This window comes from Paenibacillus sp. FJAT-26967 (assembly GCF_001541095.1).
GTDB lineage: Bacteria > Bacillota > Bacilli > Paenibacillales > NBRC-103111 > Paenibacillus_F.
Genome location: NZ_LMXH01000015.1, coordinates 12498 through 28405 on the forward strand (window position 1 = coordinate 12498; position 15908 = coordinate 28405).

Annotated in this window: 17 protein-coding genes; 15 read left to right on the forward strand and 2 right to left on the reverse strand. The window is 50.4% G+C overall.

The genetic code is table 11. The features are described 5' to 3' along the window. Window positions 1-13: 13 nt before the first annotated feature. The 4 genes from AR333_RS23930 to AR333_RS23945 all read left to right on the forward strand — a co-directional run bounded on the left by AR333_RS23930 (window position 14) and on the right by AR333_RS23945 (window position 3548). Complete coding sequence (locus tag AR333_RS23930) at window positions 14-637, forward strand: MBL fold metallo-hydrolase (protein ID WP_068777865.1); 624 nt, start codon at window positions 14-16, stop codon at window positions 635-637. Window positions 638-887: 250 nt separating this feature from the next. Next, window positions 888-1259 carry a hypothetical protein gene (locus AR333_RS23935; RefSeq protein ID WP_068777866.1) on the forward strand — a complete coding sequence of 124 codons (372 nt, stop codon included), beginning with the start codon at window positions 888-890 and terminating at the stop codon, window positions 1257-1259. A 533-nt stretch (window positions 1260-1792) separates the two neighbouring features. After that, a complete protein-coding gene (locus AR333_RS23940; RefSeq protein ID WP_253735967.1) occupies window positions 1793-2965 on the forward strand; it encodes a Xaa-Pro peptidase family protein in 1173 nt (390 codons plus the stop codon). Between the two features lie 205 nt (window positions 2966-3170). Further along, a complete protein-coding gene (locus tag AR333_RS23945; protein WP_068777868.1) occupies window positions 3171-3548 on the forward strand; it encodes an ATPase in 378 nt (125 codons plus the stop codon). 248 nt (window positions 3549-3796) lie between these two features. Here AR333_RS23945 and AR333_RS23950 read toward each other — a convergent pair whose 3' ends face one another. Further along, complete coding sequence (locus AR333_RS23950; RefSeq protein WP_068777869.1) at window positions 3797-5098, reverse strand: S8 family peptidase; 1302 nt, start codon at window positions 5096-5098, stop codon at window positions 3797-3799. A 280-nt stretch (window positions 5099-5378) separates the two neighbouring features. Here AR333_RS23950 and gatC point away from each other — a divergent pair, with 280 nt between their 5' ends. The 10 genes from gatC (at window position 5379) to AR333_RS24000 (ending at window position 14119) form a co-directional block, all read left to right on the forward strand. Then, window positions 5379-5666: an Asp-tRNA(Asn)/Glu-tRNA(Gln) amidotransferase subunit GatC gene (gatC, locus tag AR333_RS23955; protein ID WP_068777870.1), complete on the forward strand. Its 288-nt coding sequence runs from the start codon at window positions 5379-5381 to the stop codon at window positions 5664-5666. Between the two features lie 70 nt (window positions 5667-5736). After that, window positions 5737-7194 (forward strand): Asp-tRNA(Asn)/Glu-tRNA(Gln) amidotransferase subunit GatA, encoded by a 1458-nt coding sequence (gatA, locus tag AR333_RS23960; RefSeq protein ID WP_068777871.1) that lies wholly within the window; start codon window positions 5737-5739, stop codon window positions 7192-7194. Between the two features lie 18 nt (window positions 7195-7212). Continuing rightward, window positions 7213-8664, forward strand: coding sequence for an Asp-tRNA(Asn)/Glu-tRNA(Gln) amidotransferase subunit GatB (gatB, locus tag AR333_RS23965; protein WP_172798934.1), 1452 nt, complete (start codon window positions 7213-7215; stop codon window positions 8662-8664). 112 nt (window positions 8665-8776) lie between these two features. Continuing rightward, entirely contained in the window at window positions 8777-9277 is a 501-nt protein-coding gene (locus tag AR333_RS23970; RefSeq protein ID WP_068777873.1) for a GNAT family N-acetyltransferase, read from the forward strand. 30 nt (window positions 9278-9307) lie between these two features. Continuing rightward, window positions 9308-10000 carry an MgtC/SapB family protein gene (locus AR333_RS23975; RefSeq protein ID WP_068777874.1) on the forward strand — a complete coding sequence of 231 codons (693 nt, stop codon included), beginning with the start codon at window positions 9308-9310 and terminating at the stop codon, window positions 9998-10000. A 138-nt stretch (window positions 10001-10138) separates the two neighbouring features. Continuing rightward, window positions 10139-10750 (forward strand): RNA polymerase sigma factor, encoded by a 612-nt coding sequence (locus AR333_RS23980; protein ID WP_068777875.1) that lies wholly within the window; start codon window positions 10139-10141, stop codon window positions 10748-10750. Further along, on the forward strand, window positions 10692-11042 hold the full coding sequence (locus tag AR333_RS23985) for a hypothetical protein (protein ID WP_068777876.1): 351 nt from the start codon (window positions 10692-10694) through the stop codon (window positions 11040-11042). The genes AR333_RS23980 and AR333_RS23985 overlap by 59 nt, the downstream gene beginning before the upstream one ends. A 43-nt stretch (window positions 11043-11085) precedes the next feature. Further along, window positions 11086-11712, forward strand: a complete 627-nt coding sequence (locus tag AR333_RS23990; RefSeq protein ID WP_068777877.1) for a hypothetical protein — start codon at window positions 11086-11088, stop codon at window positions 11710-11712. A 137-nt stretch (window positions 11713-11849) separates the two neighbouring features. Beyond that, window positions 11850-12284 carry a Fur family transcriptional regulator gene (locus tag AR333_RS23995; protein WP_068777878.1) on the forward strand — a complete coding sequence of 145 codons (435 nt, stop codon included), beginning with the start codon at window positions 11850-11852 and terminating at the stop codon, window positions 12282-12284. Window positions 12285-12400: 116 nt separating this feature from the next. Then, on the forward strand, window positions 12401-14119 hold the full coding sequence (locus tag AR333_RS24000) for a glycosyl hydrolase family 18 protein (RefSeq protein ID WP_253735966.1): 1719 nt from the start codon (window positions 12401-12403) through the stop codon (window positions 14117-14119). Window positions 14120-14185: 66 nt separating this feature from the next. Here AR333_RS24000 and AR333_RS24005 read toward each other — a convergent pair whose 3' ends face one another. Further along, the gene (locus AR333_RS24005; RefSeq protein WP_068777879.1) at window positions 14186-14587 is read right to left on the reverse strand and encodes a YgzB family protein; all 402 of its coding nucleotides are present in this window, start codon (window positions 14585-14587) and stop codon (window positions 14186-14188) included. 328 nt (window positions 14588-14915) lie between these two features. Between AR333_RS24005 and AR333_RS24010 the strand changes: the two genes are divergently transcribed. Next, window positions 14916-15500, forward strand: coding sequence for a hypothetical protein (locus AR333_RS24010; protein ID WP_068777880.1), 585 nt, complete (start codon window positions 14916-14918; stop codon window positions 15498-15500). Window positions 15501-15908: the final 408 nt, after the last annotated feature.

Here is a 15908-nt window from a genome sequence, read left to right on the forward strand (position 1 = left end):
AGACGAGAATACAATGATCAGAATAGAAACATTTACGCTCGGTCCTATGAGCACCAATGCGTATCTGCTCACCGATGAGAGCGGCAAGCGCGGCGTGGTGATTGATCCCGGTATGAAGCCAGGCCCGCTGCTTAAACGGATCAAGGATATGGAGATTGAAGCTATCCTGCTGACTCATGCACATCTCGATCACATCGGCGGTGTGCAGGAAGTTCGTGAATTGAAAGGCTGCCCGGTCTATCTGCACGATGAGGAGGCCGACTGGCTGGGCAGTCCGAAGCTTAACGGCTCTGCCCGCTGGCCTGAAGTGACCGGACCGATCGTAGTAGAGCCGGCGGAGTTCGCGCTGGACGAAGGACAAGTACTCGACTTTCTCGGCGAGAAGATCCGGGTGTTTCATACGCCGGGTCATTCTCCTGGCAGCGTGAGCTTCCTGCTTGACAAGCACCTGATTGGCGGAGATGTATTGTTCCGCCTATCTGTCGGACGGACCGATCTGCCCGGAGGCGACTGGAATACGCTGCTGGATTCTATCCACGGCAAGCTCTTTAAACTGGACGATGATATTGTGGTCTATCCGGGCCATGGTCCCAAGACAACCATAGGTTATGAAAAACAAAATAACCCTTACGTGTAGCGGAACATATAAGGCCTGCAGGTAAGGCCGCTACACCAATCAAAGCCCATTCGGAAGAATTCTTCTGAATGGGCTTTTTTGGTTATGCCTCCGGTCACCGGTGCCTCAGCGAAAACCTATTTTAACAGACATAGGTATATACCGTGTTCCGGCGGGGATTTGCCCCATAGACTGTTGGTGTAAGGCCGAAAGCCTACAGCTTTTTATCGGAATAAACCAATTTTTGCGCATATATAGGAGGTAGCCAACCATGGAATACGTAAAAAAACCTTATACTGGCCCTATTTACAATGCTCCGACTACTCAGCCCCAAGTCATAAGCCCGGCGCCTATGCCTAAGCCGCTGGCGACAGCACCAATGCCTCAGCAGTGGGCTCCGGCACCCATGCCCCAACAATGGGCTCCCGCTCCAGTCCCTACCCCGCTGCCTGCTCCGGTCATTCAATCGACCCATGTGTATGTATCCAGTCACAAACCTCATTGTCCGCCGCCTGTACCGTCCTGCTACCCGGTGAAGCATAAACCGGTATGTAAAAAAGGAGACAATTCAGCCTCGATTCTGGTCCTTTTCATTTTGCTGGTCATTATCACACGCAGCTTTGGAGGATACAAGAAGTGCTAGGTTGACTCACGATTCCGTTACGCAGATCCCGTTGAACAGGACATTATCGTCAGTAACCGGGGCTGAAGAAAGATTTGTCTAACATTATCTTGCTCGCAGCTGCATTTTGTGATATTTTGGAAATATAAGAGTTGAGTAATAGCAACGTTTGCGAAGCACGCAAACTTTTGGCTGTATAGCCGGGAGTTTGCGTTTTTTTGTTACCTTTGCCACGGGCCTTCTCCGGCTTTGAGGAGGTACAGCAAGGCCATGTCAGTACGGCAAGGAAACATGAATCTGCTCCGCCGACGTGATCGCTCTTGTCTCTATTTCTCCGCCTTCGCTCCGCTGCAGAGCCCCCCCCTTGGTATATAAGAGGCTGTGACTGGGCCTGACGTCTGAACTCCCCGCAGTACCGGAAGACCCCGCTGCCCAGGCAGGGTTTTTCTTGTTTTAGGCGGTTTGCATAGACAAACTGCGCGAGTTATGATGGCGATATGCGGGAAGGGGAGGGATTGATCTTGAACGGGAAGGGCAGCTTGCACACCGAATATATGGATAGACAGGAAAGGCTTCAGGAAGTCATGCGGACGAACGGAATCGACGGATTTCTAGTCAATCATAACGTTGATTTGTTTTATTTTAACGGATCGATGCAGACTGGCTACTTATTTGTGCCCGCAGAGGGGAAATCATTATTTATCGTCCGCAGGAGTATAACGCGGGCACGTGAGGAGTCGGCGGCTGAAGTTGAGGAGCTCGGCTCCCTGCGGACGTTGAGGGACCGGCTGGCACAGCGGTATCCCGGAATCTTTGCACCGGGCCGGGAGGCGCTGCTCGCCACGGAGCTGGACGTACTTCCGGTTCAACAATTCCAGCGACTGGAGGCGGCATTCGGAGGAGTGAAGTGGAAGGATGGCTCTCTTCTTGTGAAGGAGCTCCGCATGATCAAATCCCCGGCCGAAATCGGTTGTATCCGCAAGGCGGCAGCTGTCATCGACCGGACGCTCGAGGCTGCAATCTCCGGAATCCGTGAAGGGATGTCCGAACTGGAGCTGATGACTATCATCGAACGGGAGAACCGGCTGCAGGGACACCTCGGACTCATGAGGATGCGCGCATACAATTCCGAACTTATTACCGGGTGTGTCGCTGCAGGGGCTTCGGCTGCCGAGCCGACATATTTCGATGGACCCGCAGGAGGCCGGGGTCTTAGCCCAGCCAGCCCGCAGAGCGCCGGCACTCGGCTGATCGGCCGTAATGAGCCGATTCTGATCGATATCGGCTGCTGCATAGACGGATATGTCATCGATCAGACCCGGATAGCTGTGATCGGCGGGTTACCCGGACATCTCCAGCGGGCATATGAGGTATCCGAGCGCATTCTGCAAGAAGCGGAAGCGATGCTGAAACCGGGGACTATCGCGGAGCACCTTTATCTGCAGTCTCTGGATACGGCTGCCGCCGAAGGGCTTGCAGATCATTACATGGGCTTCGCCAGGGATCAGGTTAAGTTCCTGGGGCATGGCATCGGATTGGAAATTGATGAATTTCCGGTGCTTGCCAAAGGATTCAAATATCCGCTCCAGCCGGGAATGGTGATTGCCATTGAACCCAAGTTTACCTTTCCCGGCGAAGGTGTCGTGGGGATTGAGAATACCTATGTTATAACGGAAGCAGGGTTTGAGAAACTCACGATCTCACGTGAAGGAATTATCGCGATATAAGGAAATGCACTCTGTGATCATTTCTGTCGGAAACTAGCAATGGTCCTGTGGACAGCATTCTCTTTTTTTAGTACGATGTTACTAATCCATGCTAGATTCAGAGGAGTGTATTGTTCGATTGTTCATGTTCCATTAGCGGCTAAGACGTTGATAGAACGGGAGCAGGAAGCGGCAGGCCGATCAGCATGTGAAAGGGGGAATCCGTATGCTGTCCTTGGGATCGCGTGTCATTATAGTAGAAGACCATTTAGAGCAGAACCTGCCTATCGGTGAATATGCCTATGTCATTGCATATGACCGCAACAACGACAACATGTTCGATTATGTCATCCGAGTGCCGAAGATCAATAAACATCTCTTTGTACCAGCTTCCGATATTGAACTGGAAGAAATTCTTCTTCGACAGGAAGTAGATCGTCTGGAGAAAGAAGCGCTGATTGATTTTGCGCTGGCTACGCGTAATGAGGAGTTATTCAACCGGGTGATGAACGGCGAGACCGTTGAAGTGGTTGCTGAGCAAAGCAATGATGTGCAAAGTGCGGAAGACTTCATTAAACAGGTGAATTTACGCGCTTGGATATAGATGTTTCACGGGCGGTCTTCGGACCGCGGAATATGTAGGTCGAAGAGGGCATCCCGCTGCTAATGCAGACTAAGGGGAGCCCTCTTTTTTATTGTGCCATCGAATTGGACAGGTGCATTACAGCTGCAGGAGTCCGGTAATCCCTAAGGTAACCCCTACAGTAATCCGTCCCATATATTCACGACACGGGATTCTACAAACCTTGCTTACGCCCAGCTCTAATAGCCCGGCAGACTTTGCTGCCACGGCTACCTTCCCGTTCGGGCCTGAAGTTTCGCTGTCCGGCTGCGGCGCTGCTTAGAGCTTCGTGCGGCAAAGCCTACATTGACTTCGCCGCTGCCCTGGGCCGCAGCATTCTGCCGCAGGTTGAAAGCCCGCTGCTTCATCAGCCGTTTCAGAGCGGCCGGCGTCAGCTCCGGTCGTTTCTGAAGCAGCTGGGCCGCAGCTCCCGCAGCAAGCGGAGTGGACATGCTGGTGCCGGAGAGCCGGAAATAATAAGTTCCTACGCGGTTGCCCGGCAGCAGCCGATCGAGCTGTGATCTCGGGGCCCGGAGCGAGATGATTCCTACTCCGGGGGCGACGAGATCGGGCTTGCTTCCGCCGCCGGTAGCAGGTCCGCGGCCGGAGAATGCGGCGATCGTATCGTTGGCCGGGCTGCTTGTGCGATGGTCATCGACAGCGCCGATGGTAATGGCGCTTGGCTCAATGCCCGGCGACTCGATCGTACCTTTGCCTGGGCCGGAGTTGCCGGCGGCTGCGAATACGGCGATCCCTGCCTGCGTGGCTCTGCGGACAGCCTGGCACAGCGGGTCGCGGCTTGGCGGTGTCAATGCCGGTCCCCCGAGCGATAGTACGAGCAATCGGATGCCCAGTTCCTTCTTGCGGTCGATACACCACTGGATACCCTGGATGATGGTGGAGTCGAACCCGGAACCGCTGCTATCCAGCACCTTGACTCCGATAATAGCCGCCTCCGGAGCGGGGCCCCTGTACCGCCCGCCGCTTTGCCGCCCGCTGCCCGCAGCATCTCCAGCTACATGCGTACCGTGTCCGTTATCGTCATATGGAGTTCGGCGGCCGGCAATAAAATCTTGGAAAGCGACGATTCGCGTTTTCGGCCGGGTTAAATCAGGGTGCGGATAGACGCCTGTGTCCAGGACTGCTATACCGATTCCTTTGCCCGTTAATCCGGCTTTACGGGCGGCATCCGATCCGATACTCGGCGTCGCATACTGAAGTCTTGTATGCCGGACCCGGTCCAGGTAGACAGCCGCTACCTCCCCGCATCCGCACAATTTATAGATGCACTTTGCGGACACGCTGGCCGATACAGCGTGGATCAGCGGCAGCTTCCGGTTTACCTGCAGTGAATGGGGATGAACATGTTTTTGGAGAACTTTTACCGATTTAGTGCTCGGTTTTGTATTCATTTGAATGATAATCCGATAGTTCTGGTTCTTTTTTTGAGCCGATTTTTTACTCAATTGGACACGCAAGGGATGATCCGCTTTGGATAGAACGTCTGGGTTCCCCGGGCTTCGTTTTTTCACACAAAGTACCTCCCAATCTATTGCCTCAGGCAGTATATGATTTCTTGAGCCCTAAGGAGAGGTATGGATAGATAAAAGGGCGCTGCCTTTTCTTTTTCGTGATCGGATTATTGGCTGTGCGGTACCGGTTTATGATAAGGATTACAGGAAAAGAGCCGGAAACGGCGATATTCTCTTTTTTCGGCTTGCAAAGCGATTGAGATCAAAAAACAACTAGGCTATAATAGGAAGAATGAATTTGACTTGTACAGCGTGTACATTAAAGGGGTGCGAATCGTCTGTGAGCATTACTATTCAGAATGTAGAACATGTGGCCAAGCTGGCCCGTCTTAATCTTTCCGAGGAAGAGAAAGAGCAGTTTACGGAGCAGCTTAACGCTATTTTGAAATACGCGGAGCAGCTTAATAAGCTGGATACGGATCACGTAGAGCCTACCAGCCATCCGATTTCGGTCAGCAATGTGACGCGCGAGGACCAGGTGAAGCCTTCGCTGTCTTTGGATAAAGTGATGCTGAACGCGCCCGAAGAAGAGGAAGGCCAGTTTAAAGTACCGGCCGTTATGGAATAACACAAGAACGTATCCGTGCAGGTAAGCTTGTGTACGGAGGGTTCTTCATTATGAGGGGAGGCTTCTTAAGTTGTCTTTATTTGAGCAGAGATTACAGCAATTACATACACAGCTGCTGGACAAAAAGGTATCCGTTGCCGAGCTGGTCGATCAATCATACAAACGGATCGGTGAAGTGGACGGCAAAGTAAAGGCGTTCCTGAAGCTGGATGAGGAACAGGCACGCAGCGCGGCGAAGACGCTGGACGGGCAGATCGCCTCAGGGGAATCGCGCGGTCTATTATTCGGGCTGCCCGCAGGGATCAAGGACAATATCGTAACCGAGGGTGTTACCACAACTTGCGCAAGCAAGTTCTTGTCGAACTTTACACCGGTTTACGATGCCACCGTCATGCGCAAGCTGAAGGAAGCGCAGGCGGTTTCAATCGGCAAGCTCAACATGGATGAGTTCGCAATGGGCGGCTCCAATGAGAACTCGGCTTTCCATGCTACACGCAATCCGTGGGACCTTGACCGTGTTCCCGGCGGTTCCAGCGGCGGCTCGGCAGCTGCGGTTGCCGCGGGCGAGGTGTACTTCTCGCTCGGTTCCGACACGGGCGGCTCCATCCGCCAGCCGGCTGCCTATTGCGGCGTCGTCGGCCTGAAGCCGACTTACGGGCTCGTGTCCCGGTTCGGACTTGTCGCATTCGCCTCTTCTCTGGATCAAATCGGTCCGCTCACGAAGAATGTGGAAGACTCCGCTTACGTCCTGCAGACGATTGCAGGCCACGATCCGCAGGACTCCACGTCTGCGAACGTGGAGATTCCGGATTATGTCTCCGCATTGACCGGAGACGTCCAAGGCCTGCGCATCGCGGTGCCGAAGGAATACCTGGGCTCCGGTGTGGATCCTCAGGTGAAGGCGAAGATTGAAGAAGCGCTGCGCGTGCTTGAAGGCATGGGAGCCGTAGTCGAGGAAGTTTCCCTTCCGCATTCCGAATATGCGGTCGCCGCTTACTACCTGCTGGCTTCTTCGGAAGCCTCTTCGAACCTTGCGCGGTATGACGGCGTTCGCTATGGCGTGCGTACGGACAACGCCAATAATCTTCTGGAAATGTACCATATGTCCAGAAGCGAAGGCTTCGGCCCGGAAGTGAAGCGCCGCATTATGCTCGGTACCTACGCGCTGAGCTCCGGCTATTACGATGCGTATTACCTCAAAGCGCAGAAAGTGCGCACGCTGATCAAGCAGGACTTTGACCAGGTTTTTGAGAAATACGATGTGGTCATCGGACCTACTGCGCCGACGACGGCCTTCCGTATCGGAGAGCAGGTAGGCGATCCTTTGACTATGTATTTGAACGATATCTTGACTATTCCGGTCAATTTGGCGGGAATTCCGGCCATCAGTGTGCCGTGCGGCCTCGTTGACGGCATGCCTGTCGGTCTGCAAATCATCGGGAAGGCTCTGGATGAAGCAACCGTGCTGCGCGTCGCACACGCCTTCGAACAGAATACCGATCATCACAAGCAGCGCCCGCAGCTATAAATTGTACCAGGAGGGATCATTTTGTCAGCGACTGAAACCAAATATGAAACCGTGATCGGGCTTGAAGTTCACGTGGAATTGCATACAAACTCCAAAATTTTCTGCGGCTGCTCCACGTCGTTCGGCGCACCTCCGAACACTCATACGTGCCCGGTATGCTTAGGACATCCGGGCGTCCTGCCGGTTCTTAACCAGCAGGCCGTAGAGTACGCGATGAAAGCCGCTATGGCATTGAACTGCGAGATTGCGGACATCACCAAATTCGACCGCAAGAACTACTTTTATCCCGATTCGCCCAAGGCTTACCAGATTTCCCAGTTCGACAAGCCGATAGGCGAGAACGGCTGGATCGATATCGAAGTGAACGGCGTGACCAAACGGATCGGCATTACACGCCTTCATCTGGAAGAAGATGCAGGTAAACTTACGCATGTGGATGGCGGCTATGCTTCGCTTGTCGACTTTAACCGCGTAGGCACTCCGCTTGTTGAGATCGTATCGGAGCCGGACCTCCGTTCTCCGGAAGAAGCGCGTGCCTATCTGGAGAAGCTGCGTGCAATCATGCTTTACTGTGATGTTTCGGACGTCAAGATGGAGGAAGGATCGCTCCGCTGCGATGCGAATATTTCCCTCCGTCCAGTAGGCCGTGAGAAATTCGGCACAAGAGCCGAGCTCAAGAACATGAACTCCTTCCGCGGCGTACAGCGCGGCCTGGAGTATGAAGAAATCCGCCAGGCGGACGTTCTGAACAGCGGCAATGAAGTTGTTCAAGAGACCAGACGCTGGGATGAGGGGCAGAGCAAGACCTTCTCGATGCGAGGCAAGGAAGAATCGCATGATTACCGCTATTTCCCGGACCCGGATCTCGTGAATCTGCATATTGATCAGGCATGGAAGGACCGTGTGAAGTCCACTATTCCAGAGCTGCCAGATGCACGCAAAGCCCGGTATGTCAGCGAATATGCGCTCCCGGCTTATGATGCGGAAGTCATTACCTCTTCCATGAAGATGGCTAATTTCTTCGAGGAAAGCCTTCGTTATACATCGGATGCGAAAACTGTCTCCAACTGGATCATGGGCGACCTGTTAGGCTATCTTAACGCAGGGGGCCTGGATTTTAATGATGTCAAAATTACCGGTCAAGGACTTGGGGAAATGATCGGTTTAATTGAAAAGGGAACGATTTCGAATAAAATCGCGAAGACGGTTTTCAAAGAAATGATAGAAACCGGCAAGCAGCCTCAGCAGATCGTGGAGGAGAAGGGGCTTGTTCAAATCAGCGACGAAGGCGCAATTAAATCCGTCGTTGAACAGGTGGTAGCGAATAATCCGCAATCGGTAGCCGACTATAAAGCAGGTAAAGAGAAGGCAATAGGTTTCCTCGTCGGTCAAGTGATGAAAGAAACCAAAGGCAAAGCCAACCCGGGCTTGGTTAACAAGCTTATTGTAGAGGTTTTGCAGGCGCAGTAAGAGGATGTATCACCCGCAGAAGGCATATCCGTGTGGATATGCCTTTTTATCACATCTGAACAGGGCTGCTGCTTTTCTTCTCATCCATCACAAGAGGGGAGAATGATTTCGAATGATCCGGCAAATTCCGAAAGAGGATGTGCATGCGGTTCTTGAGCTGCTTGCACTCCAGACGGCTTCTTACATAGTGGAAGCCCGGTTGATAGGCTACCAAGATATCCCCCCGCTCAAGGATTCTCCACTTACTTTGAAGTGTTCCAAAGAAACCTTTAATGGGTATTATCTAACGGAGGCACAGGCGCAGGGGCATGCGGAGGTGCTAGCGGGGGCAATTGCTTGGGAACAATCGGGAAGCACAGTGACTATCACTCGCATGATGGTTCATCCCGGGCATTTTCGCAAGGGGATCGCATCCAAGCTCATGAGGCATCTGCTGGAGGGACATCCGGATGCGAGCAAATTTGTTGTCTCGACCGGTGAAACTAATGAACCTGCGATCCTCTTGTACAGCAAGTTTGGCTTTCATCCGTCAAGCGCCCGGACAATTGCACCCTCTGTCACACTGATAACATTTGCGCGAATGAATGACATATCCTTAACAGAGGAGAAATAACGGTACATAGGAAGGAGTGGCGAGAAAGAATTGAACGATCCTTGGGTAATTGGACAGCTAGACTTAACGATCCGGCTAATTATAGCGCTTGTTCTCGGAGGTCTCATCGGTTTTGAGAGGGAGATAAGCAATCAGGCAGCAGGATTTAGAACACATATCCTTGTTTGTGTCGGTTCCGCCCTGATTATGCTTTTATCCATATACGGGTTTAGCGCTTTTGTTAATGAACCCAGCGTACGTATGGACCCTTCCCGCCTTGCTGCGCAGGTTGTCAGCGGAATAGGCTTCCTGGGGGCCGGAACTATTATCCGCAACGGTTTCTCCGTATCCGGTCTGACTACGGCTGCCTCCTTGTGGGTCGTAGCCGCAATCGGTCTTGCAGTCGGTGCCGGTTTTTATTATGCAGCGATACTATCCTGTTTCATGGTCATTATCAGCTTGTGGATTTTAAATAAAGTGGAGCACAAATATTTCGGAGCCAGAAAACGTCACACGATTCGTGTCCACGCACAGGACCAGCCCGGAAACTTGGGAAGTATCTCCACTATTCTGGATAATCGTAAAATCGAAATCCGGAAAATGGGGATTGACGAAGATGAGGAAGATGAGCGTCAGACCGTTTATATTTATCTCAATGTCATCATACCTAAAGCCAGCATTGTGCCGTCCCTTCTTGAAGATATTCGACAGGTTGACGGCGTGATCGGTGTTACAATGGAATAGGCTAGAGAAGAGAAACAGGGCGGAATGCCCTGTTTTAATTTTTTTGAAGGGATAATTTTAATTTGGGCGTCCAATGAAATAGTAACGAATGCCCGGGCATGATATCTTGGAGAACATAAGACGAAAGGCGGTGATGCAATGGAACACCTGACAGATGAACAGCTGGTAGAAAGGGTCCGGCAGGGGGATGCGGAAGCATACCGTTATTTGGTGGACCGGCACAAAAGCTATGTCTACACGCTGATTTTCCGTATGGTGAACCAACGCGAAACCGCAGAGGATCTGTCCCAGGACGTGTTTCTGAAATTGTTTCGTTCTTTGTCTCACTTCAGGGGAGAAAGCAAGTTCACAACATGGCTGTACCGGATGACGGTTAATCTCGTAACCGATTACCTTAGAGCGCAAAGACGCAGGCCTGTGGTCCCGTTGCTGGATAGATTGAAGACATGGCTGGTCGATAGGCGCACGGAGCCGGAAGAGCAGGCCATCCGCCATGAAGAGAGCGATACTCTACACCGGATGCTCGCTGAATTACCGGAGAAGTATCGGCTGGTTATGTATTTGTATCATTTTAAGCAGTTGTCGTATCAGGAAATAGCAGATGTTACCGATCTTCCGCTCAAAACGATTGAGACCCGTTTGTACCGGGGCAAGGCAATGCTGAAACAAAAATGGTTGGGGGTGTATCCAGATGCGCGAACAAACACCGAGGCGGCCGAATCAACCGCCGCGTCACGTGCTTCCCGGTAATGATGAACTTCCTTCTTCACTTATGGAAGAATTGAATCGCCAGAAGCCGCTCCATCCTTCTGATGATTTTACAGAACGAGTTATGGATCAGATTCTTTCCAAAGATCGAGAGCTTTCCACATCAGCTTCCCGGGAATGGAAACACAAGCAGAGACGCTCAGGGCTGATTCATCTTTTCGTGGCTACAGCGGCTACCTATATGTTTATCAACTCGGGACTGGTGAAGCTGCTGAACTCTCACATGCTGGAATGGTCGAACTTTATTCATCAAGTCTCTGACCGGATTACCTAGTAGATTGCAAGACCAGTACGTTACACAGACAGGAGGCTGTTCAATGACACAGCAGCAATATAAATCGGAAGGCAAACCCGGCACTGAGGATCTTGCAGAAGAATACTTTTATGAAGAAAGGCACCGGACTTACCCGCCGGAATCCTCTTTTCATATGCCGCCCCCTTATCCACCTTATATGCAACAGGCACCCAAGAAAAAATGGCTGTCCATGCTTCTTTCCTTCCTTGTTCCGGGGACAGGGCAGTTCTACTTAGGCGCTATGCACCGTGGACTGTTCATTATGCTGCTGATCGTCACCGACATTTTCGGGATCGTTTTGTTTGCATCGCGTGAGGGAGCTCCGAATGTGCCTATGATTACGTTATTCTCTCTCATTTTGCCGGTCATTTACTGCTATAACGTTTTTGAGTCCCTGCAGCTTACTGATGCTGTTAACCGCAGCCGGTATTATGGAGATCCGGATATGTACAATGATTCGGTTCACAAGCTTAGCAAGAACAGCAGTTTCGGATTTCTGCTTATTGCCGCCGGCGTCTTTCTTTTCCTGGCGAGCAGTAAACCGGCGTGGCTTGAATCTCTGTTTCAGTTGTTCGCTTCCTACTTTGGGGCGGGTATTTTGATACTTGCAGGGCTAGCACTTTATATCTGGGAAAGCAAAAGAAAATAACCTGAAAATGTAAAGAAGCTTCAATCAGCCGGAACCAGTCGTTGACAAGTGCATTTTCAGACACGTACAATAGAAGAAAGGTAGTGCATGTGTTTCCTGTAAATACGTACAACTCCTAACAACAGGTGGTGAGAATCATGTCTGAACATTTGGAAGAAGCTCTTGCTAAACTTAAAACGACCGGTGTTCGCATGACTCCGCAGCGGTACGCGATTTTGACGTACTTGTTCGACTCCTTCAACCACCCTACGGCTGATGAGATTTACAAGGCGTTGGAATCTAAATTTCCGAATATGAGCGTTGCCACGGTTTACAATAACCTCAAGGTGTTCATAGATGCGGGGTTAGTGCGTGAATTAACTTATGGCGATGGTTCCAGTCGTTTCGATGCTGACCTGTCCGATCATTATCATGCGCGGTGCGAGCACTGCGGCAAGATTTCTGATTTTGATTACTCTCCGGTGGTGGATGTGGAGCATGTTGCTGCACAGCAGACCGGGTACCGGGTAGCAGGACATAGGCTAGAAGTTGTTGGAATTTGCCCTGATTGCGCTGGATCTATGACCCATTAATAGGGTCCCAATCTTCCATACATGTAGTACGCGAACGTATTACCGCTCTTTATTACCGGGCGCGGTGATACGTTTTTCTTTTTTGTATCGTTTCCTGAGAGGATGTGCACTTACATTTGAATGACAGGCAGCCCAGTTCAACAGGACGCCCTGGAACCCGTAACCGGTTTCGTAATTTTGTGCTTCTATTCCTCCTTATAGCCGGTATAACCTACTTAGGTATGCAAGTGCTGCCGAGCAAGGAAGAAGTACAGCCGGATTATATGAAACTGGACAAACCCGTATTTTATCAAGGACAAGCCTACGAGATTTCCGCAATTGGCCGGCAAAAAGAGCTGAAACTTCCTTTGGATCTCGTTCAGCAATGGATAGATCCTACGGTTCGCAGCGAACCAGGTACAGCCTCCGTTATTCTTACAACAGAGGACAAAGTCGTTCGGTTACAGACAGATCAAACGGCTGCTTCAGTTAACTTGCAGACCTTCCCGCTTACTTCAACTATGCAAAAGCAAGGGGACCAGCTATTTCTCCCCGTCGACATACTTAAACAGGTATACGGTATAGATCTGCGCGAATCTGCTGATTCGGGAGCCATTCTGATGTTCACTCCGGGCGAACGTTTGCGCTGGGGGCGATTAAATAAAGAGAGCGGAATAGAGCTCCGTACAGGACCTGCCAAGCGTATGCCTATTGTTTCAATGGTTCCTCAAGATGAGAAGATTCTGATCTGGGAAGAAGTGAAAGGATGGTACAAAGTACAGCGGACCAGCGGAGCAGTGGGCTTCATACCTGCTGCGAGCGTGACAGAAGAAACAGAAGAGGTTATTCCGGAGCGTAAGACTGAGCCCGCCATCTCCAGATGGAAGCCGCAAGGTAAGCTGAATATGACCTGGGAGCATGTCGTCAAGGGGAATCCCCAAACCGCTTCAATTCCAGAGATGCCCGGCTTGAATGTGATCAGTCCGACTTGGTTTCATCTGGCGGACGGACAAGGCAACTTGAAGAGTCTGGCGAACGCCGACTACGTCAAGTGGGCACACAGTCGCGACTACCAGGTTTGGGCCTTGGTCAGCAATTCCTTCGAGCCCGTTATGACAGGAGAAGCACTCGCATCCTATGAAACCCGCATTCACATGATTAAGCAGTTGCTTGCTTTTGCAGAACAGTACAATCTTCAGGGTATCAATGTCGATTTTGAGAATATGAATAAATCGGATGGTGTTCTGCTAGTCCAGTTCCTAAGAGAAATGACTCCACTGCTTCATGCCAAAGGTTTAATTGTATCGGTTGATGTAACAGCCAAATCGGGGAGTGACTCCTGGAGCCGAATCTATGACCGCCCTGCACTCGCCGCGGTTGCCGATTACATGATATTAATGGCATACGATGAGCATTGGGCCTCAAGCCCTAAGTCCGGTTCGGTCGCTTCTATTCCATGGGTGGAGCGTTCACTGCGTGGTCTTTTGGAGGAGGATAAGATCCCGCCTTCCAAGCTTGTTCTGGGAATCCCCTTTTACACGCGTATTTGGACAGAGGAGAAAACAGGAGAAGGAACGAAGGTCAGTTCCAAAGCTGTCTTTATGGAAAAACCTCGCAAACTCATAGAGGAAAAGGGACTCAAGCCCATATTCGATGAGAAATCCGGTCAGAATTATGTTGAGTATACTGAGAACGGCCAGTTAAATCGTATCTGGCTGGAGGATGCAACCTCGATTCAATCTCGCATAGAGCTTGTGCACAAGTATGACTTGGCCGGTGTCGCGAGTTGGAGACGGGGATTTGAAGATCCGGCTTTATGGCAAATCATACAATCCGATCTTTCGAAGCGGGACTAATTTTCTTATCTGATAAATAAAATAAAAAAAGCTGCATTCCATTTAGGAAAGCAGCTTTTTTGACTCTTAATTCCTTGCAGTGTCTTGCGCAGCTTCTTTTGTATCTGGTTCGTTAACTATGACTTCCGTATCCGCTTGCTCTGAAGCCAGGGCGGGATCGACTGTCAGAATGGTCTTGCAGAACATGCAGCGGTCCGTCTTGCCGATCATCTTCGTCCGCTTGCCGCATTCTGGACAATCAAGTGCAACAGCTGAAGTTGACATCATGCCGGCCCAGAAATAGATAGCCATGCTTCCGAGCATACTGATTAATCCGATGATGAGGAAAATGCCTGCAATAACACGGCCGATCGTGCCCCAATCAAATACGACACCCGCCAGACCGATAATCATAACCAGCATACCGCCCATGGTGAGCAGCAGGCCCCACAGTCTGAATTCATTAATTTTGCTTGATTTTAAAAGCATTGGTGTCCCTTCTTTCTCAAACTATTTTCATAATTAAATTGTAATTTCAACGTATTTTTAAGCAGGAAACTGTCTGGGGAAGTAGAATTACTTGTTTATAAGGAACTAGATCTACCTGAGGCCTCGCGGGAGTCCTCGTTAGCGAGCATAATAAGCTTAATAAGACTAATTATCCCTGCCAGCCAAGCCTTCACAACTCCATACATCATTATATAGAAGACAACCTTTGTATACAAGAAAGAAGGCGAAATCTACTTTAGTAGGGCAGTAGTGCGGGAGCGGAGTGAGCCGTACTAACGTAACGGTCTATTGAAAGGGGAGATCTTGTTTGGATCGTCACATGCAGTTAGAAAACAGTGGTATACAGATGCTTGCTTACGCCAAAGAGCAGCATGAACGGCAGTTGTTGTCTGAGTTCTCGCTATTCTTGCACAAATATTTGCAGAGCAAAACTTACATACTTGATGAACACTTGCTCGATGCTTACCAGAATATTCTGGAGGCATTGAAGCACTGGGCGCGGATCGTCATTATTGAAGAGGGACAGATTCCTCGGGATGCGGTATGGAACCAGGTTCGGACGATTAACACGGGGGTCTACAAACTTTATGAAGAGTTAACCACGAGCAAAGAAACGCTCAAACAGCGTATTCAACTGGTTCTGCTGGCCTGTGAATTTTCCGTTATGTCCAAAATGGCAAGCTGCTGCAAACCGTTAATCGATGTACTGGGTTCCCGCCCAGAGCCATGGAGTATTGAAGAACTTATGGAGCGTTCCGAAATTCAAGGCTTGGGTATTAACCTTTCTCAACTCCTGCATAAACTTGTCAAAAAAACACTCGTCAAAGAAGTGGCTGTACCTGCGGATGATGAATGTTCGGAATTGTTGATGCGGTATACGCTTCATCCTTAAGTCCTGCGGAACCCCCAGACAGCCCTATTGGGTTGTCTTTTTGTATGTATAAGGTGCTTTGTAAAGCACAAAATGCCTTTTGAAGTAAGCGGGAAAATTTTATTCGACAAAAGTGTTGACTTCCATCTGGTTTTCATGGTAAATTAAATCTCGCCCCTTCGGAGAACATGTCCAGGCGGACAGCTGAAGTAGCAAGTGAATCGGGCTTAAGAAAAAAATACTTGCATCACACAGGGTGAATGTGGTACTATAAAAAAGTCGCCGCTAAAAAACGAGCGGATGCGACAAAGGCCGACAAGCCTTTACAAAATTGTCCTTTGAAAACTGAACAACGAGTGATTGAAACGTCTTGAGCAATCAGGACGCTAAACAGAGAAGAAATTCTCGTCAGCATTAACTTTTTGAGCT

Bases quoted from the DNA above. Each gene is read 5' to 3' on its own strand.
- AR333_RS23930 (WP_068777865.1), top strand. From the start codon at position 14: ATGATCAGAATAGAAACATTTACGCTCGGTCCTATGAGCACCAATGCG.
- AR333_RS23935 (WP_068777866.1), top strand. From the start codon at position 888: ATGGAATACGTAAAAAAACCTTATACTGGCCCTATTTACAATGCTCCG.
- AR333_RS23940 (WP_253735967.1), top strand. From the start codon at position 1,793: ATGGATAGACAGGAAAGGCTTCAGGAAGTCATGCGGACGAACGGAATC.
- AR333_RS23945 (WP_068777868.1), top strand. From the start codon at position 3,171: ATGCTGTCCTTGGGATCGCGTGTCATTATAGTAGAAGACCATTTAGAG.
- AR333_RS23970 (WP_068777873.1), top strand. From the start codon at position 8,777: ATGATCCGGCAAATTCCGAAAGAGGATGTGCATGCGGTTCTTGAGCTG.
- AR333_RS23980 (WP_068777875.1), top strand. From the start codon at position 10,139: ATGGAACACCTGACAGATGAACAGCTGGTAGAAAGGGTCCGGCAGGGG.
- AR333_RS23985 (WP_068777876.1), top strand. From the start codon at position 10,692: ATGCGCGAACAAACACCGAGGCGGCCGAATCAACCGCCGCGTCACGTG.
- AR333_RS23990 (WP_068777877.1), top strand. From the start codon at position 11,086: ATGACACAGCAGCAATATAAATCGGAAGGCAAACCCGGCACTGAGGAT.
- AR333_RS23995 (WP_068777878.1), top strand. From the start codon at position 11,850: ATGTCTGAACATTTGGAAGAAGCTCTTGCTAAACTTAAAACGACCGGT.
- AR333_RS24005 (WP_068777879.1), bottom strand. From the start codon at position 14,587: ATGCTTTTAAAATCAAGCAAAATTAATGAATTCAGACTGTGGGGCCTG.